Source organism: Actinomycetospora sp. TBRC 11914 (assembly GCF_012933465.1).
In the GTDB taxonomy this organism is placed as follows: domain Bacteria; phylum Actinomycetota; class Actinomycetes; order Mycobacteriales; family Pseudonocardiaceae; genus Actinomycetospora.
This window is the reverse complement of record NZ_JABBND010000033.1, coordinates 18,507-42,940: the sequence shown is the minus strand read 5'-3', so window position 1 is coordinate 42,940 and position 24,434 is coordinate 18,507. Positions and strand designations below refer to the sequence as shown.

At 73.0% G+C, this 24,434-nt stretch carries 22 protein-coding genes and 1 pseudogene; 4 read left to right on the top strand and 19 right to left on the bottom strand.

What is annotated here, in order from left to right:
- Positions 1-26: 26 nt before the first annotated feature.
- Positions 27-443, bottom strand: coding sequence for a hypothetical protein (locus tag HH311_RS29790; protein WP_169187353.1), 417 nt, complete (start codon positions 441-443; stop codon positions 27-29).
- A gap of 240 nt (positions 444-683) precedes the next feature.
- On the opposite strand from HH311_RS29790, the gene hrpA reads away from it, so the two are divergent.
- The gene (gene hrpA, locus HH311_RS29785) at positions 684-4,700 is read left to right on the top strand and encodes an ATP-dependent RNA helicase HrpA (RefSeq protein WP_312030498.1); all 4,017 of its coding nucleotides are present in this window, start codon (positions 684-686) and stop codon (positions 4,698-4,700) included.
- On the opposite strand, the gene HH311_RS29780 is transcribed toward hrpA, so the two are convergent.
- Together HH311_RS29780 and HH311_RS29775 are read right to left on the bottom strand one after the other, a co-directional pair.
- Positions 4,697-5,011 carry a DUF3040 domain-containing protein gene (locus HH311_RS29780; RefSeq protein WP_169187352.1) on the bottom strand — a complete coding sequence of 105 codons (315 nt, stop codon included), beginning with the start codon at positions 5,009-5,011 and terminating at the stop codon, positions 4,697-4,699. The two genes, hrpA and HH311_RS29780, sit on opposite strands and share 4 nt — an antisense overlap.
- Positions 5,012-5,106: 95 nt before the next feature.
- On the bottom strand, positions 5,107-5,550 hold the full coding sequence (locus HH311_RS29775) for a nuclear transport factor 2 family protein (protein ID WP_169187351.1): 444 nt from the start codon (positions 5,548-5,550) through the stop codon (positions 5,107-5,109).
- A gap of 102 nt (positions 5,551-5,652) precedes the next feature.
- Here HH311_RS29775 and HH311_RS29770 point away from each other — a divergent pair, with 102 nt between their 5' ends.
- On the top strand, positions 5,653-6,024 hold the full coding sequence (locus HH311_RS29770) for a YciI family protein (RefSeq protein ID WP_169187350.1): 372 nt from the start codon (positions 5,653-5,655) through the stop codon (positions 6,022-6,024).
- Positions 5,970-6,848, top strand: a pseudogene (locus HH311_RS29765) (RNA polymerase sigma factor); the annotation flags it as partial. The gene HH311_RS29770 and the pseudogene HH311_RS29765, both read left to right, overlap by 55 nt.
- Before the next feature lie 405 nt (positions 6,849-7,253).
- On the opposite strand, the gene HH311_RS29760 reads toward HH311_RS29765, so the two are convergent.
- Positions 7,254-7,433, bottom strand: a complete 180-nt coding sequence (locus HH311_RS29760) for a PspC domain-containing protein (protein ID WP_169187360.1) — start codon at positions 7,431-7,433, stop codon at positions 7,254-7,256.
- A 186-nt stretch (positions 7,434-7,619) separates the two neighbouring features.
- Between HH311_RS29760 and HH311_RS29755 the strand changes: the two genes are divergently transcribed.
- Complete coding sequence (locus HH311_RS29755) at positions 7,620-8,582, top strand: IclR family transcriptional regulator C-terminal domain-containing protein (protein WP_169187349.1); 963 nt, start codon at positions 7,620-7,622, stop codon at positions 8,580-8,582.
- Here the strand turns inward: HH311_RS29755 and HH311_RS29750 are convergent.
- From HH311_RS29750 to HH311_RS29680, 15 genes are all read right to left on the bottom strand, one after another.
- The gene (locus HH311_RS29750; protein WP_169187348.1) at positions 8,563-10,368 is read right to left on the bottom strand and encodes a sigma-54-dependent Fis family transcriptional regulator; all 1,806 of its coding nucleotides are present in this window, start codon (positions 10,366-10,368) and stop codon (positions 8,563-8,565) included. The two genes, HH311_RS29755 and HH311_RS29750, sit on opposite strands and share 20 nt — an antisense overlap.
- 128 nt (positions 10,369-10,496) lie before the next feature.
- Positions 10,497-11,708, bottom strand: coding sequence for an Nramp family divalent metal transporter (locus HH311_RS29745; RefSeq protein WP_169187347.1), 1,212 nt, complete (start codon positions 11,706-11,708; stop codon positions 10,497-10,499).
- A gap of 3 nt (positions 11,709-11,711) precedes the next feature.
- On the bottom strand, positions 11,712-12,236 hold the full coding sequence (locus tag HH311_RS29740) for a bifunctional nuclease family protein (protein WP_169187346.1): 525 nt from the start codon (positions 12,234-12,236) through the stop codon (positions 11,712-11,714).
- Between the two features lie 25 nt (positions 12,237-12,261).
- The gene (locus tag HH311_RS29735) at positions 12,262-12,537 is read right to left on the bottom strand and encodes a hypothetical protein (RefSeq protein WP_169187345.1); all 276 of its coding nucleotides are present in this window, start codon (positions 12,535-12,537) and stop codon (positions 12,262-12,264) included.
- On the bottom strand, positions 12,534-13,199 hold the full coding sequence (locus tag HH311_RS29730; protein WP_169187344.1) for a hypothetical protein: 666 nt from the start codon (positions 13,197-13,199) through the stop codon (positions 12,534-12,536). The genes HH311_RS29735 and HH311_RS29730 overlap by 4 nt, the downstream gene beginning before the upstream one ends.
- A complete protein-coding gene (locus HH311_RS29725; RefSeq protein WP_169187343.1) occupies positions 13,196-13,807 on the bottom strand; it encodes a hypothetical protein in 612 nt (203 codons plus the stop codon). Before HH311_RS29725 ends, HH311_RS29730 begins: the two co-directional genes overlap by 4 nt.
- Positions 13,808-13,815: 8 nt before the next feature.
- Positions 13,816-14,541, bottom strand: a complete 726-nt coding sequence (locus tag HH311_RS29720; RefSeq protein ID WP_169187342.1) for a metal-sulfur cluster assembly factor — start codon at positions 14,539-14,541, stop codon at positions 13,816-13,818.
- Positions 14,538-15,584, bottom strand: a complete 1,047-nt coding sequence (locus HH311_RS29715) for an amidohydrolase family protein (RefSeq protein WP_169187341.1) — start codon at positions 15,582-15,584, stop codon at positions 14,538-14,540. The genes HH311_RS29720 and HH311_RS29715 overlap by 4 nt, the downstream gene beginning before the upstream one ends.
- Positions 15,585-15,641: 57 nt before the next feature.
- Entirely contained in the window at positions 15,642-16,670 is a 1,029-nt protein-coding gene (locus tag HH311_RS29710) for an NAD(P)-dependent alcohol dehydrogenase (protein WP_169187340.1), read from the bottom strand.
- A gap of 51 nt (positions 16,671-16,721) precedes the next feature.
- A complete protein-coding gene (groL, locus tag HH311_RS29705; RefSeq protein ID WP_169187339.1) occupies positions 16,722-18,410 on the bottom strand; it encodes a chaperonin GroEL in 1,689 nt (562 codons plus the stop codon).
- A gap of 145 nt (positions 18,411-18,555) precedes the next feature.
- The gene (gene mimD / locus HH311_RS29700; RefSeq protein WP_169187338.1) at positions 18,556-18,933 is read right to left on the bottom strand and encodes a propane 2-monooxygenase effector subunit MimD; all 378 of its coding nucleotides are present in this window, start codon (positions 18,931-18,933) and stop codon (positions 18,556-18,558) included.
- Positions 18,930-20,117: an aromatic/alkene monooxygenase hydroxylase subunit beta gene (locus tag HH311_RS29695; protein ID WP_169187337.1), complete on the bottom strand. Its 1,188-nt coding sequence runs from the start codon at positions 20,115-20,117 to the stop codon at positions 18,930-18,932. Before HH311_RS29695 ends, mimD begins: the two co-directional genes overlap by 4 nt.
- Positions 20,114-21,172 carry a 2Fe-2S iron-sulfur cluster binding domain-containing protein gene (locus HH311_RS29690; protein ID WP_169187336.1) on the bottom strand — a complete coding sequence of 353 codons (1,059 nt, stop codon included), beginning with the start codon at positions 21,170-21,172 and terminating at the stop codon, positions 20,114-20,116. Before HH311_RS29690 ends, HH311_RS29695 begins: the two co-directional genes overlap by 4 nt.
- Positions 21,173-21,380: 208 nt before the next feature.
- Positions 21,381-23,033: a methane monooxygenase gene (locus HH311_RS29685; RefSeq protein WP_211190996.1), complete on the bottom strand. Its 1,653-nt coding sequence runs from the start codon at positions 23,031-23,033 to the stop codon at positions 21,381-21,383.
- 106 nt (positions 23,034-23,139) lie between these two features.
- Positions 23,140-24,144, bottom strand: a complete 1,005-nt coding sequence (locus tag HH311_RS29680) for an IclR family transcriptional regulator (protein WP_169187335.1) — start codon at positions 24,142-24,144, stop codon at positions 23,140-23,142.
- Between the last annotated feature and the right edge of the window lie 290 nt (positions 24,145-24,434).

The following is a 24,434-nucleotide window of genomic DNA, read 5'->3' as shown; positions in this document are numbered from 1 at the left end:
TAGTGCTCACGAGCGCGGAGCGCACCTCACCGGCGTGTGGTCACCGCGGCGGCGCGGGAGAACGACCACGCCGCCACCCACACCGCACCGATGGTGAGGATCATCGCGCCCGGCACGTGGATGTAGAGCGTCGAGCGGCCGCCATACCAGGCCTGCACGAACGACAGGACGAACACGACGGCGGCCAGCACGCCGGGCCACACCGGCGCGCCCCGCAGCCGCCAGTAGGCCAGCGCGGCGATCGCGGTCAGGCCCGAGAGCACGTGGAGCACGATCGCGCCGGTCGAGTGCAGCTCCTCCGGCCCGCCCCGCGGGAACAGCTGGCCGGCGGTGACGTACTGCCAGAGCAGGTTCACCACGGTCAGCACGGCGAGCACCCGCACCGTCGTCAGCAGCGGGTCGGTGGTGCGCGTCGCGGGGGCGGTCTCGGTCGTGTGGGCCATGCGGGTCCTTCCGGTGGTGGAGTGCTCCGGGTCCGGCTACCCGCGATCGGCCCACTCCGACCGACCCAGCACCGAACAGTGGCCCGAGTGGACCCCCACGGCTGCCGCACCAGCCCTCACCGCCCACTCGCCGCGTCCGGGCGCGCGGGAAACCGGTCGCGCGGCGGGGGACAATGGAATGTCGGGGCGGACGACCGCGCTGCTCCCTGCAGAGGACGTCCGCACGACCCCGGGACCGGAGTGACCACACCCACCATCGACCACCGCGAGCTCAGCACCCGTGTCCGCGCCCTCGGCGGCGCCGACGCCCACCGGCTCGCGCGCCGGCTCGACGGCACCCGCAAGATCGCCGACGACGGCAAGCGGGCCGGGACGCTGGAGCGGATCGCGGCCGACGTCGAGAAGGCCGAGCAGCTCCTCGAGCGCCGCCGGGCCTCGGTGCCGGCCGTCTCCTACCCCGCCGAGCTCCCGATCTCGGCCCGCGTCGACGACATCAGGGCCGCCCTCGAGAGCCACCAGGTCGTCGTCGTGGCCGGGGAGACCGGCTCCGGCAAGACCACCCAGCTGCCCAAGATCGCGCTGGAGCTCGGCCGCGGCGTGCTCGGCACCATCGGGCACACCCAGCCCCGGCGGATCGCGGCGCGGACGGTCGCCGAGCGGGTGGCCGAGGAGCTGGGCACGCAGGACAGCGACGTCGTCGGCTACCAGGTGCGCTTCACCAGCCACGCGAGCGAGGACACGCTCGTCAAGCTCATGACCGACGGCATCCTGCTCGCCGAGATCCAGCAGGACCGGCTGCTCCGCCGCTACGACACCCTCATCATCGACGAGGCCCACGAGCGCAGCCTCAACATCGACTTCCTGCTCGGCTACCTGGCGCAGCTCCTGCCGCGCCGGCCCGACCTCAAGGTCGTCATCACCTCGGCGACGATCGACCCCGAGCGCTTCAGCAAGCACTTCGGGGATGCCCCGATCATCGAGGTCTCCGGCCGCACCTACCCCGTCGAGGTCCGCTACGAGCCGCTGGTCGACCCCGACCGTCCCGACGCGGAGGAGCGCGACCAGATCGACGGCATCGTCGACGCCGTCGCGGAGCTGCGCCGGGAGGGCCCGGCGGGCGACGTCCTCGTCTTCCTCGCCGGGGAGCGCGAGATCCGCGACACCGCCGAGGCCCTGAACGCCCTGCCCGAGTCCCCCACCGATCCGCTCGACGTCCTCCCCCTCTACGCGCGCCTCTCCGCCGCCGAGCAGCACCGGGTCTTCGAGCCGGCCCGCGGCGGGAAGCGGCGCATCGTCCTCGCCACCAACGTCGCCGAGACGTCCCTGACGGTGCCCGGCATCCGCTACGTCGTCGACCCCGGCCTGGCCCGCATCTCGCGCTACAGCCAGCGGACCAAGGTGCAGCGGCTGCCCATCGAGAAGATCTCGCAGGCGAGCGCCGTCCAGCGGGCCGGCCGCTGCGGCCGCGTCGCCGACGGCATCTGCATCCGCCTGTACTCCGAGGACGACTTCGACGCCCGGCCGGAGTTCACCGACCCCGAGATCCAGCGCACCAACCTGGCCTCGGTGATCCTGCAGATGGCGGGGGCGAAGCTCGGGCCGGTCGAGGAGTTCCCGTTCGTCGACCCGCCCGAGACGCGGGCCGTCCGCGACGGCGTCCGGCTGCTCACCGAGCTCGGGGCGCTCGTCGACGGCGACGCGACGCGGCTGACCGACGTCGGACGCAACCTCGCCCGGCTGCCGGTCGACCCCCGCATCGCCCGGATGATCCTGGCCGCCGACCAGCTCGGCTGCCTGCACGAGGTCACCGTCATCGCCGCCGGCCTGTCCGCGCAGGACCCCCGCGAGCGTCCCGCCGAGAAGACGGCTGAGGCCGACGCCGCCCACGCCCGCTTCACCGACCCGCGCTCGGACTTCCTCTCCTGGCTGCACCTGTGGGAGCACGTCCGCACGTCGCGCCGGGAGCTCTCGGGCAACCGGTTCCGCAAGCAGTGCGCCGCGGAGTACCTGAACTTCCTGCGCATCCGGGAGTGGCAGGACCTCGCGGCCCAGCTGCGCCAGCTCGGCGACGAGCTCGGTCTGACCCGGAACCAGCCGGCCGAGGAGCTCACCAAGGACGTCGCCGACCGCGTCCACCAGGCGCTGCTCACCGGGCTGCTGTCCCAGCTGGGCCTGGCCCAGGAACCCCCGAGGAAGCCGAACCAGCCGAAGCCCAAGCGTCGCCCGATCACCGAGTACGAGGGCTCCCGCGGCGCCCGGTTCGCGATCTGGCCGGGCTCGTCGCTGGCCAGGCGGCCGCCCACGTTCGTCATGGCCGCCGAGCTCGTCGAGACCTCCCGGCTCTGGGCCCGCACCGTCGCGGGGATCGACCCGGCGTGGGCCGAACAGGCCGCCGGGGACCTCGTCACCCGCACGTACTCGGAGCCCCGCTGGTCGAAGCGCCGCGGGTCCGCCGTCGCCACCGAGCGCGTGACGCTGTTCGGTGTCCCGCTGGCCATGGACCGCAGCGTCGACTACGGGCGCATCGACCCGGAGCTCTCCCGCGAGCTCTTCGTCCGGCACGCGCTGGTGCAGGGCGAGTGGAACGCCCGCCACGCGTTCGTGCGCCGCAACGCCGCCGAGCTGGAGCGGGTCGCGGAGATGGAGCGCCGGGCGCGCCGCGAGCTCCTGGTCGACGACGAGACGATCTTCCGGTTCTACGACGAGCGCGTGCCCGCCTCGGTCGTCTCGACGCGGCACTTCGACCGCTGGTGGCAGAAGGAGTCGCGCCGCGACCCCCACCTGCTCGACCTCGACCCGCGCGCCCTGCTCGCCCACGAGGCCCCCGACGCCGAGGCCTACCCCGACGAGTGGCGCGCCGGCGGGCTCACGCTGCCGCTGTCCTACGCCTTCGAGCCCGGCGCGGAGCACGACGGCGTCACGGTGTCGGTCCCGCTCGCCGTCCTCGGCCAGGTCCGGGCCGAGGACCTCGCGTGGCAGGTGCCGGGGCTGCGCGAGGAGATGCTCACCGCCCTGGTGCGCTCGCTGCCCAAGCCGCTGCGCCGCGCGCTGGTCCCCGCGCCCGACACCGCCCGGGCGCTGCTCGCCCGCCTCGCCGCCGACCGCCGGCCCGCCGAGGGCGAGCCGCTCGTGGGCGCCGTGTCCGACGCGGTGAAGCGGCTCTCCGGCGTCGACGTGCCGACCGACGCGTGGAACGTCGCCGGGCTCCCGTCGCACCTGCGCCTGACCTTCCGGGTCGTCGACGACGAAGGGGCCGTGGTCGCGGAGGGCCCCGACCTCGGCGCCCTGCGCCGCCGCTACGCGCGGGAGACGAAGGCCGCCGTCGCGAAGGTCGCCGACGGCCTGGAGCGGCGGGGCCTGACGTCGTTCGCCGAGGTCGGGGAGCTGCCGCGCACCCGCGGGCAGGAGCGCGCGGGCGGCACCGTGACCGCGCACCTCGCACTGGTCGACGAGGGCACGCACGGGGATCCGTCGGGCACCGTCGGGATCGGTGTCTTCGACTCGGCGCTCGAGGCCCGGGACGCGATGCGCCGCGGCACCCGCCGGCTGCTGCTGCGCGGCACGGCGTCGCCGGCGAAGGCGCTCGTCCGCTCGCTCGACAACCGGGCGGTGCTGCGGCTGCGCGGGGCGATGGCCGAGACCGGGTACCGCGACGTCGCCGACCTGGTGGACGACTGCGTCGTCGCCGCCGTCGACGGGATCGTCGCCGCCCGCGGCGGGCCGGCGTGGACCCCGGAGGCGTTCGAGCGGCTCCGCGGGGACGTCGCGGCCCGGCTACCGGGTGGGGCCGCCGAGGTCCTCACCCGCGCCGAGGCGGTGCTGGCGGAGGCCGCGACCGTGCGGGGCGCGCTCGACGAGCTCGCGTCCCGGCCGGGCAGCGGCGCCCTCGACGCGGCCCTGGCCGACGTCCGGGCGCAGCTGGAGGGGCTCGTCGGCGACCGCTTCGTCAGCCGGCACGGCGTGGTGCGCCTGCCCGACGTCGCCCGGTGGCTGCGGGCGGCCGCGAAGCGGCTGGAGAAGCTGCCGACCGCGCCGCGCCGGGACGCCGAGCTCGCGGACGAGGTGCACGCCGTCGAGGCGGACTACCGGACGCGGCGCGCGGCGGCGCAGAGCGAGCCGCGCACCTTCGACCGGGACGCCTGGGACGGCGTCGCGGCCATGCTGCAGGAGCTGCGGGTGAGCCTCTTCGCCCAGGAGGTCGGCACCGCCGGCTCCATCTCCCCGCAGCGGATCGGGAAGGCGCTCAAGGCGCTCTAGTCCGGGTGGACCCGCCCCTGACGCAGCGCCCACACCACGAGCGACGTCGGGACGACGACGAGCAGCGCCACCGCCGCGATCGCCAGCACCCACGCCGCGGAGAGCACCAGCGGTCCGACCGCCACCGGCACGACGACGGCCAGCACGAGCAGCAGGGTGCGCCACCGGTGCACCGGCCCCGGGGGGCTCCCGACGGCCAGGGCGTTCGCGAACCCCGCGTCGACGCGGTGCTCGTGGGCGCTGATCGCGGCCAGGACGGCCTGCTCCCGGCTGGTCAGCGGCGCGGGGTCGGGCGGGGTGGCGGGGTTCATGGCGGGCTCCGGAACGACGTCGTTGTGCTCCGCCGCCCAGCCTGCACCGATCACCGCCCGGAGTCCCGCCCCGCGCCGAGGTGAATCGATGCGATTCAGGGCGCCAGCTCGACCGCGGCGCGGAACGACCCGTCCATGTGGAACGGCACCGACTCGTGCTGGTGGACGATCAGCCACCGCCCGTCGACGCGGCGCAGCCCGTAGGTGGAGCGGAACCACAGCGTGAACTCCCCGCCCTTCACGCCGCTCATCGACGTCAGGGTGTGCACGAAGGCGACGTCGCCGTCGACGTGCACCGTCGGCTCCCGGTGCGCGAGGCGGGGCGGCGCCGCGAAGGACGCGATCCACTCGGCGAGCCCGGCGACGGCCTCCCCGGGCGAGCCCGACGGCTGCACCAGCGGCGGTGCCAGGGTGAAGGCGACGGTGTCGGGGGCGCCGGCCGCGAGCGCCCGCTCGGCGTCGCCCGCGGCGATCGCGGCGTGCACCTCGTCGAGGACGGCCAGGATCGCCTGGGTGTCGGTCTGCTCGGTGGTGGTCATCGGGGCCTCCGTACGGGTCGTGGTCACCCCGGTGTCGAGACCCGGGCCCGGGTCTCGACACCGGGCGGGAAGATTTCTCCGACCGTCCCCGGGAGGCCCCTCGTGAAGTACGTGATCCTGCTGCACTCGAACCCGGACTTCGCCGCCCGCTTCGAGGCGCTCACCCCCGAGCAGCGCTCGCGGTTCGGGAGCGACCACATGGCCCTCACCCGGGAGCTCACCGCGTCCGGGGAGCTCGTGGTCTCGGAGGGCCTGGCCGACCCGTCCCTGGCCCGCTGGGTGTCGACGGCGCAGGCCCGGCCGGTGGTGAGCGACGGGCCGTTCGCGGAGACCAAGGAGCACCTCGCGGGCTTCTACCTGGTCGACGTGGAGAGCGCCGCGCGCGCCGAGGAGATCGCCGCGCGGGTGCCCGACGCGGTGTGGGGCCTGGTCGAGGTCCGCCCGGTGCTCGACACCAGCGGCTGGGACGTGTGACCGGGCCCGACGTCGTCGGGGTCCTCCGCGAGGTCGCCCCGGCGGTGCTGGGCGCGCTGGTGCGCCGGCACCGGGACTTCGACGCCTGCGAGGACGCCCTGCAGGAGGCCCTGCTCGCCGCGTCGAGGAGCTGGCCGGCCGACGGCGTCCCCGCCAACCCCACCGGCTGGCTGGTGACGACGGCGTCGCGGCGGCTGGTGGAGGCGTGGCGGCGGGACTCGGCGCGGCGCCGCCGCGAGTCCGACGACGCCCGGCGCGAGAGCCCGACAGACCCCGCCCCCGGTACCGACGACACGCTCGCGCTGCTGCTGCTCTGCTGCCACCCCGCGCTGCGCCCGCCCAGCCAGGTCGCCCTGACGCTGCGGGCCGTCGGTGGCCTCACGACCGCCGAGATCGCGCACGGGCTCCTGCTGCCGGAGCCGACGGTGGCCCAGCGCATCAGCCGGGCGAAGGCGCGCCTGGCCGACGGGCTCGCGCGACCGCACGAGGTGTTCGCGCCGCCGACCGACGCGCAGCGCCGGGAGCGCGTCCCGGCCGTCCTCGCGGTGCTCTCGCTGGTGTTCACCGAGGGCCACACCGCCAGCACCGGCGAGCGGCTGCACCGCCCCGACCTCACCGCCGAGGCGATCCGCCTCACCCGGGCGCTGCTGGCCGCGCTGCCGGCCGGCGCGGACGAGTCCGGGGAGGTGGCCGGGCTGCTGGCGCTCATGCTGCTCACCGAGGCCCGGCGCCCGGCCCGCGTCGCCGCCGACGGGGCGCTGGTGCCGCTCGGCGAGCAGGACCGGACCCGCTGGGACGCCGCCATGATCGCGGAGGGGACGGCGCTGGTCACCGCGGTGCTGCGCGACGGCGTCCCGGGCCCGTACACCGTGCAGGCCGCGATCGCCGCGCTGCACGACGAGGCGGGCGACGCCGCCGACACCGACTGGCGCCAGATCCTCGCGCTCTACGACACGCTCGTCGCGCTGTGGCCCGACGCGATGGCCCGGCTCGGCCGGCTGGTCGCGCTCGGCGAGGTCCACGGACCGGACGCCGCGCTGGCCGAGCTGGCGACCCTCGCCACCGACCCGGCCCTGCGCGACCACCACCGCGTGCCCGCCGTCCGGGCCCACCTCGAGCAGGCCGCGGGCCGCCGGGAGGCCGCGGTGGAGGCCTACCGGGAGGCCGCCCGGCTCACCCGCTCCGGCCCGGAGCGCGCCTACCTGCTGGACCGCGCCTCGGCGCCGGCCTCACCGGCGCGGCATGATCACCCACAGCGCGAGGTAGATGACGAACTGCGGGCCGGGCAGCAGGCAGGACAGCACGAAGAGCACGCGGACGACGTTGGCGGAGACGCCGAAGCGTTCGGCCAGCCCGGCGCACACCCCCGCGATCACGGCGCCGTCGCGGGGACGGGTGAGCACGGCCATGGTGGTTGCCTCCCTCGGTCGTGACGCGGCGGGCGCCGCGTCGGTCACCCCCGACTCTCGTCCAACGTCGCGGCCCCGTCCTCGGTGCCCCACCCGGATCCCGTCTCGGGGTCGACCCCGGGTCGACCCCCACCTGTCCCACATCGAGACAGGCACGTGGACGCGGAGACTCCTACTGTCTGCGGTGTGAGCGAGGACACGTCGGGCGCGCGGTCGCTGAAGACGGCGGCGATGGTCCTCCGGGCGCTGCGGCTGCTCGGGGACCATCCGGAGGGTCTGTCGCCTGCCGAGATCGGCGCGCACCTCGGGAAGAGCTCGGCCACGGCGCGCTACATGGTCAACACCCTGGTCGAGGCCGGGTACGCGCGCCGCGACGCCGCCGGGCGCTGCCGGCTCACCGCGGCGCCGCCGTGGGGCCCCTGGGTGCCCACCACGCCACCCGAGGGCACCGGCAGCGTCGCGGAGCTGAGCCCCGGCGACCCGGCGCCCGGCGCGGTGCTCGCCGAGGCCGTCACCGAGCTCTACCGCCGCACCCGCCAGCGCACCTACCTGGTCCGCCGGACCGGCACGGTGGTCGCGAGCATCTCCGACGTGCGCGGCCACCAGGGCCTCGCCCGGGTCCCCGGCCTCGACACCCACATCCCGCCCGAGCGCGCCCACGCCCTGGGGCTGACCAAGGTGCTCCTCGCCGCGTCGCCGATCTACCGCGAGGCGGTGTGCGGCGAGGAGCTCGCCGCGTTCACCCCGAGCACGATCACCTGCCCGATCCGCTTCGCCCACGAGCTCGACGAGGTCGCCGAGCGCGGCTGGGCCCTCGACGACGGCGAGTTCGCCCCCGGCTTCGCCACGGTGGCCGCCCCGGTGACCGCGCCCTCGGGCACCTCCACCGTCGCGATCGGCCTGTCCTGCTCGGTACGCCGGCTCGCCTCCCACCGCGACGAGCTGGTGGCCGCCGTCGTCGCCGTCGCCGAGGCGGCCCGGCGCGAGTGGGGCGCGGGTACCGCCGGCGGCGTCGAGGAGTACGACGACGGGTGCGGGCCCTCCGAGGGGACGGCCGTCGGGCCGCCGGTCGAGGGGACCGACCACCGGCCGCGACCGCTGCACCGTCGCCGGCGGGTGGGGCGGACCGTCAGCGGCCCACGTCGGTGAGGCCGAAGGCCCGCAGGCGGCGGTAGAGCGTCGCGCGGCCCATCCCGAGCGCGGCGGCGGCCTTGACGCGGTTGCCGCGGGCCTCGATCAGCGCGCCGACGATGAGGTCCCGCTCGGCGGTCTCCAGCGGCGTCAGCCGGCGGCGGGTGCCGTGGACCGCCACCTCGGCGGGCAGGTCGCCGGCCTCGAGGTCGCCGGCGGGCCGGGCGACCAGCGCGCGCCGCAGCACGTCCTCGACCTGGGCGACGTTGCCGGGCCACCGCGCGCCCCCGAGCAGCGCCATGGCCTCGGGGGTACATCGGACCTTCCGGCCGGGGGCGAGCTTCGCGAGCAGCGCCTCCACCACGGGGCCGACGTCCTCGGGGCGGCGGCGCAGCGGCTCGATCGTGGTCGACCCGTGGAACCGGCCGAGGACGTCGTGCACCGGACGGCCCTCGCCGACCTCCTCCCCGGTGACCAGCGCGACCACCCAGATGGTGGGGGTCGCGGCGTCGAGCAGCCGGCCCAGCGCGGCCGCCCCCGCCGCGTCGAGCGCCTCGACGCGGCGCACGACGACGGTCGCCGCGTCGGCCCCGAGCTCGGCGGGCAGCCCGTCGAGCTCCTGGGCCGCGCCCTCGGCCTCGGCGTCGACGACGACGTGGCGGGCGGCGGGGCGGACCTCGCGGTGCGCGGCCCGCACGGCGGCCGCCTTGCCGACGCCGGTCTCGCCCAGCACGACGGTGCTGCGCAGCGCGGCGGCCGCCGAGCGCAGGGCCGCGCTGGTGGTGCGCCACGAGCGGGAGGTCCCGGCGACCCCGACGAGGGGCCGGGCGGGCGCGGGGGTCGTGGCGGGGGCCGGGCGCGGCATCGTCGCGGTCGCGCCGGTGCCCCCCGCGAGCCGCAGGGTGCTCGCGCTCGGGACGACCTCGACGACCACGCCGGCCGGCCGCTGCGCGGGAGCGGGGGTGAACAGCAGGCGGACCGGGCCGTCGCCGAGCAGCACCCGCTCCTCGGCGGGGTCGCCGCGGCGGTGCTCGGCGGCGTGGCGGGCGACGACGTCGCGGTCGGCGGCGTCGAGGACCTCGTGGGCGGCCCGGTTGGCGATGACGAAGTCCTCGGCGAGCGCGAGCACCGGGCCGGTCGCGCGCACGCACGCGGCGCGGAAGGCGGCCATCACCGCGCGGGCGCCCGCGCTGCCCCGCTCGCGCAGCACCTCCTCGATGTCCTTCGCGGTCTGCAGCGCGAGGAAGCGCATGAGGTCGTTGGCCTCGGCGGCCAGGCAGGTCACGTCGAGGATGCCGGCGAGGGCGCCGCCCGGCCGGTAGACCGGCGCGCCGGCGCACGCGAAGGAGCGCAGCCGCTCGGTGAAGTGCTCGGCGCCGATGACCATGGCGCTGGCCGACCCCTCGAGCGAGGTGCCGACGCCGTTGGTGCCCGCGAACTCCTCGGCGTAGCTGAACCCCGGCGCGAGCTGGATCGCGTCGAGGCGCCGGCGCAGCTCGCCCTCGCCGACCCGCCGGTCGAGGACGTTGCCGTCGGCGTCGGAGAGCACGACGGCGACCGCCATCCCCGACAGCCGCTCGGTGAGGTCGTCCAGGACCGGACGGGCGCAGTGGACCAGGCTGCCCTCGAAGTCGAGGTCGGGGTCGTAGGGCAGCGCCAGGTGGTCGGCGTCGACCCCGGCCCGCCGGGACCGCTCCCACGACTGGACGATCTCGGGGCGGACGACACCGCGTTCGTCGACCGTGCCGTCACCCAGGAAGCGTTCGCGGGCACGGTCGACCCCGGGACCGGTCCGTCCGAACATGGGCCACCTCGCCTGCCGCGCCCCGCTCGCCCTCGAAGGATGCGCAACGGGCGATGGTAGGCGTGATCGGCGCCACCGCGCGAGCCCTCGGCGTCTCGATCCGAGACACTCGCCGTGAGGACCGCGCGTCAGCCCGTGATCGTGTCGACCAGCAGGACCACGTTGAGGCAGATGACGACCGCGCTGATCGCCCCGAGCACGAGGCTCATGCCCCGCCCGATCGCCTCGGTGCCCAGCACCTGCTCGTCGCGGGCCACGCGCAGCAGCGCGTACAGCGCGAACGGGATGCCGAAGGACAGGACGACCTGGCTGCCGACGAGCGCTGTCGTGGGGCTCGTCCCGATCGCCAGGATCGCGAGCGCCGGCAGCATCGTGATCGAGCGCCGCAGCGTCGGGGAGAGCCGGACGTCGACGAAGCCCTCCATGACGACCTGCCCGGAGTAGGTCCCGACGGCGGCCGAGGAGAGCCCGCTGGCGAGCAGGGTCGCGGCGAAGGCGAGCGCGACGGCGCCGCCGGCCAGCTGGCCGAGTCCGGCGTGGGCGGCCTCGAGCCCGTCGACGCCCTCCCCGGCCGGGCCGGCGCCGAACACCCGGGCGGCCACGAGCAGCATCGCGAGGTTGACCAGCCCCGCGATGGTCAGCGCGCCGATGACCTCGGTGCGCTGGAAGCGGAGCAGCCGGGCGCGGCCGGGACGCCCGACCCCGCGGGAGCGGCCGGCGGTCAGCGCGGAGTGGGCGTAGATGGCGTGCGGCATGACCGTCGCCCCGACGATCCCGACGGCGAGCACGAGCTGGCCGGAGTCGTCGAAGCCGGGGACGAGGCCCGTCGCGACCCCGCCGGGATCGATCCCCACGGAGGCGAGCTGGAACCCGACGCCGGCGACGACGAACGCCAGGAACGCGACGATCCCCACCTCGAACGGCCGGTGACCGCGCCGCTGCAGCGCGAGGACGCCGAACGCGACGACGGCGGTGATCAGGCCGGACGGGAGCAGGCCCAGGCCGAAGAGCAGGTTCAGCCCGACCGCCGCGCCGAGGAACTCGGCCACGTCGGTGGCCATCGCGACCACCTCGGCCTGCAGCCACATCAGCACCCGGACCGGCTTCGGCATCACCTGCCGGCAGGCCCGCGGCAGGCTGCGGCCGGTGACGATGCCGACCTTGGCCGCCACGTACTGGACCGGCATCGCCATCAGCCCGGCGGCGACCACCACCCAGGCGAGCGCATAGCCCGACGTCGCCCCGGCGACGCTGTTGGTGGCCACGTTGCCGGGGTCGACGTAGGCGACGGACGCCACGAAGGCCGGGCCGGCGAGCACCACCGGGGGTCGTCGGAACACGGGTCAGTGATCCTGTCCCGGCTCCGGGGACCCGTCGCCCGGCGGCCCGAAGTCGTCGGCCGTGACCTGGTCGAGGAAGTCGCGCATCTCGTCGACCTCCTTGCTCTGCGGGTGGGGGTCGTCGCCCTGGAGCTCCTTCCAGGACTGCCCGGCGCGCTCCATCACCTCGTCGGCCACCCCGATCGGCAGCGCGTCGCGCACCGCGATGGCGAGGGCGTCGCTGGGCCGGGCCGTGACCCGGGTGCCGTCGGCGAGGACGAGCACGGCGTGGAAGCGGTCGTCGACCAGGTCGGTGATCTCCGCCCCGGCGATGCCGCAGCCCAGGGCGGTCGCCACGTCGGCGACGAGGTCCTGGGTGAGGCGGGAGTCGTCGTCGCGCGAGGGGTGGGGGCCGTGGGCCATGACCTCGGCCTGCGGTGGCCGCACCGACACGACGAGGCAGCGGTCCTCCTCGTCGTCGCCGAGCACCGCGAGCGGCTCGCGCGTCATCGCATGGACGACGAGCGTCACCAGGTGCACCTCCTGCACGGCTCCTCCTCCCGACCGGCCGGCCTCAGCGACCGTCAGGATCCTGGCCCTGGTCCGCCGGGGTGAACAAGGACCGGATCTCGGCGAGCTGGTCCTGGATCTTCTCGGCGTCCTGGCCCCGGGCCCACGACGGGTCGCCGGGGGTGATCCCGAGGGAGCGCAGCAGCTCCGCCGCGGGCTCCGACGGGTCCCCCGACTCCCCGAGCACGGGGTGCAGTCCCTGCGCGGAGAGGTGGTCGAACACCAGGTGCACCACCGACCAGGGATTGAAACGTTCACCGTGGGCGGACGGGTCGCTCACTGCTGTCCCTTCTCCTCGTCGCCGGCCTGGCCCGCATCATCGCCGGGCCCGGGCGGTGGGCGCCCGTCCCCGGTGACCTCGATCTCGTCGAGCGTCTCGAGCTCGGCCGCCGAGAGCGACATCGCCCCCGCGAGCACCGTGGACTGGTGCTCGGCGATCCGCGCGTCGACGAGCTGGGTGAGCGCGAAGGCGAGCGCCCCGGTCTGGCGCACGGTCTGCTCGTCGACGGGCACCTGGCGGGTCGAGGTGATCGCGACCCCGGTGGGCTTCCCCTCGGCGACCGCGATCCCGACGGTGAACTCCTCGCGCGGGTTGGCCGCCGGGTCGGCGAAGTGCTTCTTGAGCTTGCGCAGCATCCGGTGCCACGCCAGCTTCTCACCCTTGAGCTCGAGCCCCTCGATGTCGTCCTCGGTGAGGCCCATGCCCCGCTCGCCGCCGGCGAAGCAGCGCGAGTAGGAGATGAGCGCGGTGGTCCACAGGGACTCGACGACCACCTCGTCGACCTGCTTGCCGACGCCGGGCCGGACCTCGCCGACGAGCCGCTCGCAACAGAGCAGCACCGTCTGCAGGTCCTCGAAGATCGCCGCGAGGTCGGCGAGCGCCGCCGCGGCGGGCGAGCCGATCCGCCGCACGGTGTTGGGCGCCGTGGCCTGGCCGGTCATGCCGCCATCGCCTCCTTGAGGACGTGGGTGGCAGGAGCCCGGGAGGGCTCCTGGGAGGTGTCCGCGGCGCCGACGACGTCGAGCGCGTCGTCGAGCAGGGCCGCGAGCACGCGGTCGCGCTCCGGGCCGTCCGCCGGGCCGGCGACGGCGAGGACCGCGTGGAACGCCGCGACGAGCTCGTCGAGCGCGGCGAGCCCGACCGCGACGAGCAGGGCGCGCGGGAGGTGGCGGCGTACCCCGGACGGGAGGAGCCACCCGAGGCGGGCGCGGGCCCGCCGGCTCCGGGCGGAGCGCCGGCGGGCCGCCGCGTCGCCCGGCCGGCGGGCGAGCACGGTGGCCGCGCACACCTCGACCAGGGCCCAGGTGAGCCCGGGGTCGGTGCTGCCCGCCCGGCGCAGCCGCCCCGCGCGGGCGGCGAGCGCCGGGCGGCCGGCGTCGGACGTGCGGTCGTTCACCCCGGCGGCCAGCGCCGCCACGGCCGGGTGGGTGCACCGGGGGAGGGGACCGAAGTCCCCTCCCTCGAGCACCGAGACGTACTCCATCAGGCACGAGCCGGCCGACGGGTCGGGATGGCTGCCGCGATCGAGGCGGATCGCGTCGGGAGACACGGGTCCCCTTACAGCCCGTACCGCACCGCGAGCTGGCCGCGGCAGATGCTCGTGTTGGCGTCGACCCCGACCTGGAACGACCGGGCCTTGCGCAGGTGCAGCGGCAGCGCGTCGACGCCGACCTTCTTCCCGCTCGGGTCGACGACCAGCGGGTCGTCGTCGGACGACGGGATGCCGAGCTCGCGGCGGCGGGCCCGCAGCCGGACCAGGTCGGCCGACTCCGGCGCGTCGCCGAGGGTCATCGCGGCCAGCTCCTCCGGGGTCCGCCCGGCCTTCACCATCGGCCGGACGACGAGGTCGGTGCCGGCCATGAGGGCCCGCTCGGTGAACTGCCGACGCAGCGTGTCGAGCTCCTCGACGGCCTCCCCGACCTCGGTGCCCGCCATCGAGTGGACGAACCCGGCCCGGGCCGCGACCCCCCGGTTGATGGCGTCGGCGGCGAAGTGGTCGATGAGCTCCACGTCGACGTCGGCGAGCCCCTCGACCGTCGAGGCCGCGTCCCACGCGTCGGCGACCATGAGGAACGCGAAGTTCGGTGCGCAGAAGTAGGTGGGCAGGCGCAGCCGCACGTGCGCGACCCGGTTCTCGTCGACCTCGAGCGAGGCGACGAAGTCGAGCGAGACGACGTCGTTGTCCAGCTCGGGGTCACGCACCGTGCGCAGCGCCTCCCACACCCGCCCGACGACGGCGGCGTCGTCGCTGTCGGTCGGGCGGGTGAGGAAGGAGATGCTCATGCCTGGGCCACCTCGCGGTCCTCCACGAGCTGGGCGCCCTCGCCCTCGGCGGGGAGCTGGAGCTCCTTCGGCACCTCGATGTCGTAGAGCTTGGCGGCGTTGAGCCCGAGGATCTTCTTCTTGCCCTCGGTGCCCAGGCGCGGGTAGTCCGAGAACTCGTCGGACGGGTAGTCCCAGTCCACGAAGCCCTCGATCTGCCACTTCGGCGTCCAGATGTTGTAGTCCGAGCCGAAGGTCATCTTGTCCTCGCCGACCCAGAACAGCAGCTCGCCCATGACCTTGGCGAAGAACTTCGGGCGGGCGTGCATGAGGCCGCCGATGACCACCGAGAGGCCGGCGTAGACGTTGGGCTCCTGCGTCGCCATGAAGCAGAAGTCCTCGATGCGCGGCAGGCCCACGTGCTCGACGATGAAGTTCAGGCCCTGGAAGTCGGTGGCGGCGTGGTCGACGTCGGCCACGTCGAACGCGTCCTTGTCCAGCGGCCAGATCGTCGGGCCCTTGTGCACGTGGATGTTCTTGATGCCCAGTTCCTGGGCGCGCTCGAGGAAGCGGTAGCACTCCGGGTCGGTGAGCTTGTAGCCGCGGGAGTCGCCGTTCCACTCCGCGGTGTAGAGCTTCGCGCCCTTGGGCTTGAAGCGCTCGACGTTGGCCTCGAACTCGCGCATGCCGGCGTCGCCGTCGCGCGGGTCGAAGCGGGTGTTCACCCGGAACTTCTCCGGGTACTTCTCGAACAGCGAGCCGTTGCGCTCGGTGGTGTTGAAGCCGTTCTTGTACCACTCGCGCAGGTACGTCGACTGGAAGATCGCGACGTCGACGTAGCCCTCCTCGAACTCCTCGCGCATCAGCTGCTCTTCGGAGACCCGCTGGAACTCCTCGATCGGCTGCATGGCCTCGGCCGGGCCCAGGCCCTGGTAGGCGTGGAAGCACTCGATCCAGCCCTTGGCGTACTGCTCGGCGCCCTGGACCCAGTTCTCCGGCGACGCGTCCCAGTAGTGCATGTGGGAATCGACGATGAAGTACTTCTCGCCATCCTTCTCGTACATGTGGTGCCTCCGCGACGGTCGTTGTGGTGGATGCGGATTGAGCTGGTTCTCTTAGGGTCAGGGGACGAGGATCGCCCGGCCGCGGACGTTGCCCGCGTCGAGGTCGTGCAACGCGTCCAGCGCGTTCTCCAGCGAGTACTGCACCGTGTGCAGCGTGACCTTCCCGGCCTGGGCGAGGACCATCAGTTCGGCCAGGTCGTTGTAGGTCCCCACGATGTTGCCGATGACGTTCTTCTCACCGGCCACGAAATCGAGCGTCGGGGCCTTGAACTCCCCGCCGTACCCGAGGACGAAGTCGTAGCCCGCCGGGCCCGTCATCGCCCACGCGTCCAGCTCCGCGCCCTGCTCGGCCACGAAGTCGAACACCACGGTCGCCCCGCCCCCGGTGAGATCCTGGACGGCCTGCACGTGGTCGCCGTCGGCCACGACGGCCTCCTCGGCGCCGATCTGCTTCGCGAGCTCCAGCGCGGCCGGGTTCCGGTCCACCGCGATGATCTTCGTGGCGGTCAGGGCGGCGAGCGCCTGCACCGCGATGTGCCCGAGGCCCCCGACGCCCTGCACCACCGCGGTGGTGCCCGGGTAGAGGTAGGGCACCGACTTGCGCACCGCGTGGTACGCGGTGATCCCGGCGTCGGCCAGGGCGGCCACGTCGGCCGGGTTGGTGTCCGGGTTGAGCTTCACGCAGGCCCGGGCGGTGGTGCGCAGGTACTCCGCCATCCCGCCGTCGTTGTTGCTCAGCCCCGGGAAGAACGCGTCCCCGGTGCACTGCATGTCCCGGCCGGCGCGGCAGGCCAGGCACAGCCCGCACGAGGGCTGCGGGTGCAGGATCACCGTGTCGCCGACCTTGACGTTGGTGACCGCGTCCCCGATCTCGTGGACCCACCCGGCGTTCTCGTGGCCGATCACGTAGGGCAGCGACGGGTTCTGGATCGCCTCCCAGTCCCCGTTGACGATGTGGAGATCGGTGCGGCACACGCCTGCCCCACCGATCTTCACGATCACGTCGAGCGGACCCTGCAGCTTCGGCTCCGCGATGTCGTCGATCGACGGGTCCTTCTTGTACTCGTGCACCCGCACGGCTTTCACGCTCGTGCTCCTCTCCGTCACAACACTGGGTCGGGTCAGCCGGGTCCCGGATCAGCCCATGGAGGGACCGAGCCCGAGCGACTGGGGCGTGCTGGAGTCCGGCGAGGGCTGGGGGATGCCTTCGTCGAGCTGGCCGTACTCGGTCATGAGCGCCTTGTTCCAGGGCGTCTGCTCCTCGGCCACCAGCGAGTTGGTGGTGAGGATCAGCCCGGCGACCGAGGCGCCGTTCTGCAGGGCGGAGCGCACCACGCGCAGCGGGTCGATGATGCCGAGCTCGACCATGTTGCCGAAGCGGCCCTCGAGGGCGTCGAAGCCCTCGTCGACGCCCATGTCGCGGACCCGCTTCACCACGTCGTGGCCGTCGTAGCCGGCGTTGGTGGCGATCAGGTACACCGGCTCGGGCAGCGCGGCCCGCACGATCTCCGCGCCGGTACGGTAATCACCGCTCAGCTCGAGACCGTCGTCCAGCGCCTTCTCGGCGTGGAGCAGGGCGGCGCCGCCGCCGGCGACGATGCCCTCCGCCATGGCGGCGCGGGTCGCCTGGAGCGAGTCGTCGACGCGGTGCCGGATCTCCTTGAGCTCGGCGTTGGTGGGCGCGCCGACCTCGAGGATCGCGGCCTTGCCGGAGAGCCGGGCGATGCGCTCGGAGAAGAAGTCCTCGTCGGTGCCGATCGTGGCGCGCTCCATCTCGGTGCGCAGCTGCTGGACGCGCAGCTCGCGGGCGCTCGGGTCGCCGTGGCCGCCGATGATGACCGTCTGCTCGCTCGTCGCGCGGACCTGGGTCGCGCGGCCGAGGTGCTCGGGGCCCATCTGCTCGAGCGCGAACGCCGAGGCCTTCGACTGGACCCGCCCGCCGCAGAGCGCCGCCATGTCCTCGAGGAGGTGGATGCGCTTCTCGCCGAAGCCGGGGGCCTGGATGCAGGTGACCTTGAGGTGACCGTTGACGTGGTTGTGCACCAGCATCTGCAGGGCGGAGCCCTCGACCTTCTCGGCGATGATCACGAGCGGCCGCGGGTCGCGCATGATCTTCTCGAGGACCGGCATGAGCGACCGGACGTCGGAGATCTTCTCGGCGCAGAAGAGCAGGTAGGGGTCGTCCAGCACCGCGAGCATCGAGCCCGGGTCGGTGACGAGGTAGGGCGAGACGTAGCCGTTGTCGAACTCGAAGTCCTCGACGAAGTTGACGCGCAGGCCGTGCACCGGGCCGTCGTCGACGGTGATGACGCCGTCGTCGCCCACGGTGTGCAGCGTCTGGGCCACGACGCGGCCGATGGTCTCGTCGTCGTTGGCCGAGATCGAGGCGACGCGGGAGAGCGACTCCACGTCGTCGACCGGGTGCGCCACGCCCGAGAGGTGGTCGACGAGCTTGCCGACGGCGAGGTCGATGCCCCGCTTCACCAGGACGGGGTTGCCGCCGGAGCCGATGGCCTTGAGACCCTCGCGCACGATCGCCTGGGCGATGACGGTCGCGGTGGTCGTGCCGTCGCCCACGACGTCGTTGGTCTTGACCGCGGCTTCCTTGAGGACCTGGGCCCCCATGTTCTCGAACTGGTCGCGCAGGTAGATCTCGCGGGCGATGGTGACACCGTCGTTGGTCACCTCGGGCGTGCCCGTGATCTTCTCGAGGATGACGTTGCGCCCCTTCGGGCCCAGGGTCGACTTCACCGCTTCGGCGAGCTGATCCACCCCCGCCTGCAGCGCCTGGCGGGCGTCGGCTCCGAATCGCAGTTCCTTGGCCATGGCCTCTCTTCTCCGGAGAAATTAGGGGTCGGGGGCGGGTGGTCGCGGGTACTCGGCGGTGGGTGCGCGCTCCGGGGCCGGGTCGCCGGCCACGCCCCCGCGACGAGCGGTGGCCGGCGACCCGATCCGGGACGTCCGCGTGCTGCTACTTGTTCACCACGGGCGGGAGCATGTCGCCGATGAACTCGGCGGCCTCCTCGAGATTCCCGAACATGACGGTCCGGTCATCCATGTGGATCATCTTCCCGTAGTGGGTCGACATGTTCTCCTCGAACTCCGCGGCGTCGTAGAAGTCGGGCTCCTCGCCCAGCGCCTCGGAGATCTCCGCGTACACGAAGTCCATCCGTCCCACGCAGTCCACGCGGATCATCGCGGGGAGGTGCTGGACGGTGACGTTCTCCTGACGGTCCATGACCTCGGCGACGACGACGCCGATCTGGTTGTTCATCAGGGTCACGCCGGCCATGCCGGACTCGGTGTTGTTCTGCTTGTACGGACTCTCGGCCGTCTTGAACTGGGTCACTGGGAGAGCTCCTTCGGGGTCTCGAGGCCGAGATCCGTCAGGATCCCGGAGAAGCGGCTCTTGGCGCGGTCGAGGGCGTCCTCGAAGCGCGGCGGCTTGGCGTCGGGCTGCGACCACAGCGGCTGGAGCTGGCGGGCCGCCTCGAGGCACTGGGGCACCCAGTTCTGCAGCCAGCCGTTGAAGATCTGCTTGTTGTGGTCGGCGAACTCGCGGTCCTGGACGAGCGGACCGAAGCAGGCCTGCGTCCAGCGCAGGTCGCGCTGGGCGTAGTCGTACTCGCCGGAGCCGATCACGGTCGGGGTGACGTAGTCGCCGTTGCCGGCCGCGGCCTGCATGACCAGGTTCGAGCGGAAGAGCTCACCGAGCAGCGGCTCGAAGACGATGTTGGTGGCGAAGATCATCTCGCCCCAGTCGTCGTGCACCGCCGTCAGGGCCTCGGTGACCTTCCGGACGCCCTGCCACTCGGCGTCGGAGTTCCAGGCCTCGAGGTGGGCGGACCCGTCGAAGCCCTCGATCTCCTCGGTGAGGGTCAGGTTGTAGAGCGCCAGGTCCTGCGCGAAGCGGATCTTGTGCTCGCTGTTCACGGCCATCGCCGTGTTGTGCATGTTCGTCGGGCCGGAGCGGTTGCACGCCGCGAAGACGTAGAGGCCGAGGATATGCTCGATGTGCATCCAGGCGCCGACGTTGCGCTCGACGAAGTGCACCCAGTTCGGGGTCCACTGGTCGAACGCCTTGGCGTTCCGCGCGTTCTCGACGTTCTGGGTGACCTGCCGGACAACGTTGGCGTTGTACCGGTACATCGTGAGTTCCCACTCTTCGTTGGGATCACGGAACTCGTGCCAACCGTGGGCGGGCCAGTTCTCCACCGGCTTGCCGCCGGACCCGGGGCCGCGGACGGGTTCGGGGTCGTCCACGCCCCACGCCTTCAGCTTGGTCCAGGTCAGCGGGTAGCCGTTCGAGCCGTCCGCGAAGCCGTAGATCCAGCCCTGGGTCAGGTAGTGGCGGGGGTCCGGCTGGACCTCGACGGTGACGTCCTCGTAGTGGGTCTGCTTGCGCTTCGCCGGCTTGAAGTAGTTGTAGCGGCGCGCCGACGGTCCGGAGTCGGGGAATTCTTTCGCCCCCGCCTCGGCGTCGGTGAATACCGGCTTCGGAACGCTGCGTTCAGTGTTCTCGGTTGTGGTCATGTGTTGCCCTCGTCCTCCGGCTCTCCGGTCGTCGTGAACTTGTCGAAGAAGATGTTCCGCTCATCCACACCGCGTTGTGCCAACAGCGCGATCGCCGCGTCGACCATCGGCGGCGGACCGCACACATACGCATCCCTCCCCTTCAGATCGGGCTCGTGTGCCCGGACCACCTCGGTGATGAGCCCGGTCGCGCCGTCCCACTCCTCACCGTCGGGCTCGGAGAGCGCCGGGACGTAGCGGAACGAGGGGAGCTGCTCCTCGAGCTCGCGCAGCTCCTTCTCGAAGCACAGGTCGGCCTTGGTCCGCGCGCCGTAGTAGAGGACGGCGCCGCGGTCGGTCTCCTTCTCGCGCAGGGCGCGGAGCAGTCCGAGCAGGGGTGCCATGCCGGCACCGCCGCCGACGAACACGATGTCCGACGTCCGGTTCTCGCGGAGGGTGCAGGTGCCGAAGGGCGCCTCGACCTCCAGGCGGTCACCGACCTTCACCTGGTTCTCGAGGAACTGGGAGAAGAGGCCGTCGGGGTAGATCTTGATGACGAACTCGAACCGGCCGTCGCGGTTGGGCGTGTTCGCCATGGAGAACGACCGGCTCTCGCCGGAGCCGGGGAGGATGAAGTCCATGTACTGACCGGGGAAGAACTTGATGTCCTCCCCCGCGACCTGCGCGACCACCAGGTGGCGCATGTCGTGGGTGACCGGGTCGTTCGCGAGCACCTCGACGGTGCCCTTGCGCACCGGCAGGCCGGAGCGCAGGACCTCCTCGTCGTAGTTGAGCAGCTCGATGACCAGGTCGTCGTAGGCGTGGGCGCGGCACAGGAGGGTCTGGCCCTCCTCACGCTCCATGTCGGGGAGGGCGAAGGTCGAGTACCGGTCGAGCTCGATCTCGTCCATGTCGCCCTCGAGGACGAAGGACTTGCAGGCGGCGCACTGCCCTTCCTTGCAGCCGTGCATGAGCTGCACGCCCTGTTCGAACGCGGCCCTCAGGATCGTCTGGTCCTCGTCGACCTCGATCTCGATGCCGACCGGCTCGAAGCGAACCAGGTGCTTGTCACCCATCGGACGACTGACTCCTCCGGAGTTGGTGGGTTGCGATGACGAGGGATCCCGGCCGGGAAGGACACCCGGGCGTGTACGGCACCCGGGGAAGAGAGCGGGCCGCGCCGGAACGGGCGCGGCCCGGGGAGCCGCGGGGAGGACCGGGAACTCCCCGGCCCTCCCCGCGGGTCACACGACGATCAGGCTGCCTCGGAGGAGGTGGACCTGATCAGGACTTCGCACCGGCCGGACGGCCGGCCGGGCCCTGGGCGTTGTAGTCCGCCACGAACGCCTCGCGCTCCGAGTCGCTCATCTCGTTGAGGATGACGTTGGGGCTGGCCACGTGCGGCATGCGCCGCATGTGGTCGAGCGTCCACATCTTCTTCGGGTCGAGATCGAGGTGCGGCTGCGCGGTCAGGGTCTTGCCGTCGTCGCGGACGAAGCCCATGTCCGAGATGACGTCGGCCCAGTTCCAGCCGTGGTACAGCGTCTCCCACTCGCGGTGCCCGACGAGCTTGCCCATGTTCGGGGTCTCGCGGCCCTGGTAGGTCGGGCGGAACGCCACGGCGTCCGTCCAGCGGCAGGCCTCGTGGCAGTAGGTGCGCCACTGGCCGTCCACCTTGTCGACGACCATGTCCTCGCGCACCAGGCAGGGGACCATGCAGGTCCAGCAGCGGTGCGGGTACACGTAGTCGACGTCCTCGGCGACGATCGCGTGGTGGCCGTTCGGCCGCGACAGGCGGTTGTAGTTCTCCCACCACTTGCCGTACCGGTCGTACCAGCCCGGGTACTTGTACTCGAACCACTCGAAGTCCTCGTCGGTCATGCCGTCGATGCGCCAGTAGTTGGCGAGCCAACCGGTGGCGAAGAACTGCGCGACCTCGTGGACGTAGCCCTTGTTCCAGATCTGGTTCCACGACTCCTCGATGAGGTCGTGGGGGATCACCAGACCGTACTTCTCGAGGGGCAGCAGGTAGGCCCGGTAGTAGTCGTCGTAGATCCAGCGACGCCACATCTCCGCGTAGGACTCACGGTCCTTGCGGCGGTCCTTCGTGCCGTACTCGATGAACGTACCGATCGCGGCGTCCACGACGCGGTGGTTGTTCCACCACGCGTAGCGGAGGTCGCGCTCGAGGAGCTGGCGGTTGCCCTCGTCCGACAGCGCCATCAGCAGCGTGGCGTAGCCGTTCGAGATGTGGCGCGACTCGTCCGACTGGACCGAGTGGAACACCGTCGGCAGCAGGTAGTCACCGTTGGCGGCCGCCTCCGCCGGCATGGCCACGAACAGCGTGTTCGTGAAGGCCGTCTCGGCGACGATCGTCAGGTAGATGCTGGCCGCGGTGATCGCGTCACCGGTGATGAAGCCCTCGGCGAACTGCCGGCCGATGGTGCCGCAGTAGTCCGAGTGGAAGTTCCGGAGGGTGTTGTTGAAGCCCGCCGGGTCGATGTAGTTGTTCATGTACAGGCGCTTGAGGTTCTGCTGGATCGTGCTGTGCCGAACCTCGTCGATCATCTGGATCGCCTGGCCGTTGTGCAGCTCCGGGTTGGGAACCGCCTGGAACAGCATCGGCATCGAGCGCGCCGCCGAGATCTCGGGCAGCGGGATGATCGACAGGAAGAGCTTCTGCCACTCCAGCCAGCGCTCCTGCACCTGGCGGAACATGTTGCCGCGGATCGCGCCGTCCGACGCGCCGTAGACCCGGTTGTCCTTCTCCTCCTGCATGGGGAAGTAGGACCGGAGGACCTGCTTCAGCGGGTCCTTCTTGGCGGCCTTCTTGAAGGTGTAGTCCGTGCCGTACTTCATGTACGGCTCGTGGTACTGCGGCTCCCAGGAGAGTTCCTGGATTTTCTGGTGAGCCTTCGCCAAGCTCTGACGGCTCATCTTTCCTCCTCGATCGAGCCAGATGGTGGGGACCCGACGGGCGTCGGAGCCCCCTCACGGCGGCCGGCACGGCTGCTGGTGGCCGGGCCGCTGTCCTGCGCCTGCCTCACCTCCTCGGCGGACCGGTCCTGCGCGGTCCGGTGTGGTCGGTGGCCCGGTGGTCTGGGTGGTCGGCCGTGCCCGTCGCGGCGACCCGCTCGCGCCATTCGCGCATCGCGGTCGCGGCGACGTCGCGCACGGCGTCGGTCAGCGCGTCGGAGTCCTGCGCGAAGCGGCGGGCGGGGCTGGAGACCGCGATGCTCGCGGCGACCCGGCCGTCGGGCGCCAGGATCGGCGCGCCCACGCAGCAGAAGCCCTCGGCGAACTCCTCGCGGTCGATCGCCACGCCCTCGCGGCGGACCCGCGCGAGCTCGGCGGCGAGGCCCGGCGTCGTGGTGATCGTCGTGGCGGTGAAGGCGGGGCGGTCGGTCTGGGCGAGGAGGAGCTCCTCGATCTCCGCCGACGTCGCGACCAGCGCCTTCGTCACGGCCAGCGCGTGGGCCTGCGCCACCGGGATGCGCTCGCGGAGGTCGGGGATGCGGGCCAGCCCCTGGTGGCCGCGGGCGTCGACGATGACCGTCGCGTCGCCGTCCCAGCGGGCGAGGTAGGAGCGCTGCCGGGTGCGCCAGTAGAGCTCGGTGACCGCGTCGGCGAGGCTCTCGGGGAGCTCGTAGCGGCTGACCGGGTCGTCCTCGCGGCGCATCGGGCGCAGCGCCTCGCGGGCGTCGTCGAGGTCGAGCACCCGGGCCATCGCCGGCTCCGGTTCGTCCGTGGCGGACGCCTCGACGGCGCCGTCGGTGTCGTCGGACCCGCCCCAGGCGTCGCCCCACGGCGGGCCGTCGGAGAGCCGGTAGGTGCCCGCGGGGCCCTCGCGGCGGGCGTAGCCCTCCTGGCAGAGGGTGTTGAGGAGGTACCGCGCGGTGGCCGCACTCTTGCCGAGCTCGACGCCGAGCTCCTCCGCGGTCACCCCGCCCGGCGCGGAGCCCAGGTAGCGCAGCGCGCTCAGGGCCTCGGCGGCGGTCTTGAGGGAACGGCCGGAGCCGGCGACCCGCGTGCCGGTGCGGTCCGTCATGCGCGCCCCCTTCCCGTGTGGCCGTGGTGGTCCGGACGACGACCCGTGGTGGCGGGTCCGGCCCGGTGGCGGTCGGGCCGATGTGCGTCCGGCGCCGGGCGGTCCCCGGCGAGCCGTGGGCAACTGAACGCGTTTCCGGGCGGTGTGGTCAACATCACCGTTTCGATGTGCAGATGCTGCACATGACCGCCGATCCGGTGTTTCTGGCCGTTCGTCGCAGGTCAGGAGCTTGTCGACGGGCCGCCGGACGGTCCGGTGGGCGGCCGCGTGTCTCAGAGGGAGACACCGTC

What these genes read in the sequence shown, in the direction of transcription:
- HH311_RS29790 (WP_169187353.1), bottom strand. Translation starts at nt 443, where the DNA reads ATGGCCCACACGACCGAGACCGCCCCCGCGACGCGCACCACCGACCCG.
- HH311_RS29780 (WP_169187352.1), bottom strand. Translation starts at nt 5,011, where the DNA reads ATGAACCCCGCCACCCCGCCCGACCCCGCGCCGCTGACCAGCCGGGAG.
- HH311_RS29775 (WP_169187351.1), bottom strand. Translation starts at nt 5,550, where the DNA reads ATGACCACCACCGAGCAGACCGACACCCAGGCGATCCTGGCCGTCCTC.
- HH311_RS29760 (WP_169187360.1), bottom strand. Translation starts at nt 7,433, where the DNA reads ATGGCCGTGCTCACCCGTCCCCGCGACGGCGCCGTGATCGCGGGGGTG.
- HH311_RS29750 (WP_169187348.1), bottom strand. Translation starts at nt 10,368, where the DNA reads ATGTTCGGACGGACCGGTCCCGGGGTCGACCGTGCCCGCGAACGCTTC.
- HH311_RS29730 (WP_169187344.1), bottom strand. Translation starts at nt 13,199, where the DNA reads ATGACCGGCCAGGCCACGGCGCCCAACACCGTGCGGCGGATCGGCTCG.
- HH311_RS29720 (WP_169187342.1), bottom strand. Translation starts at nt 14,541, where the DNA reads ATGAGCATCTCCTTCCTCACCCGCCCGACCGACAGCGACGACGCCGCC.
- HH311_RS29715 (WP_169187341.1), bottom strand. Translation starts at nt 15,584, where the DNA reads ATGTACGAGAAGGATGGCGAGAAGTACTTCATCGTCGATTCCCACATG.
- groL (WP_169187339.1), bottom strand. Translation starts at nt 18,410, where the DNA reads ATGGCCAAGGAACTGCGATTCGGAGCCGACGCCCGCCAGGCGCTGCAG.
- HH311_RS29695 (WP_169187337.1), bottom strand. Translation starts at nt 20,117, where the DNA reads ATGACCACAACCGAGAACACTGAACGCAGCGTTCCGAAGCCGGTATTC.
- HH311_RS29690 (WP_169187336.1), bottom strand. Translation starts at nt 21,172, where the DNA reads ATGGGTGACAAGCACCTGGTTCGCTTCGAGCCGGTCGGCATCGAGATC.
- HH311_RS29685 (WP_211190996.1), bottom strand. Translation starts at nt 23,033, where the DNA reads ATGAGCCGTCAGAGCTTGGCGAAGGCTCACCAGAAAATCCAGGAACTC.
- HH311_RS29680 (WP_169187335.1), bottom strand. Translation starts at nt 24,144, where the DNA reads ATGACGGACCGCACCGGCACGCGGGTCGCCGGCTCCGGCCGTTCCCTC.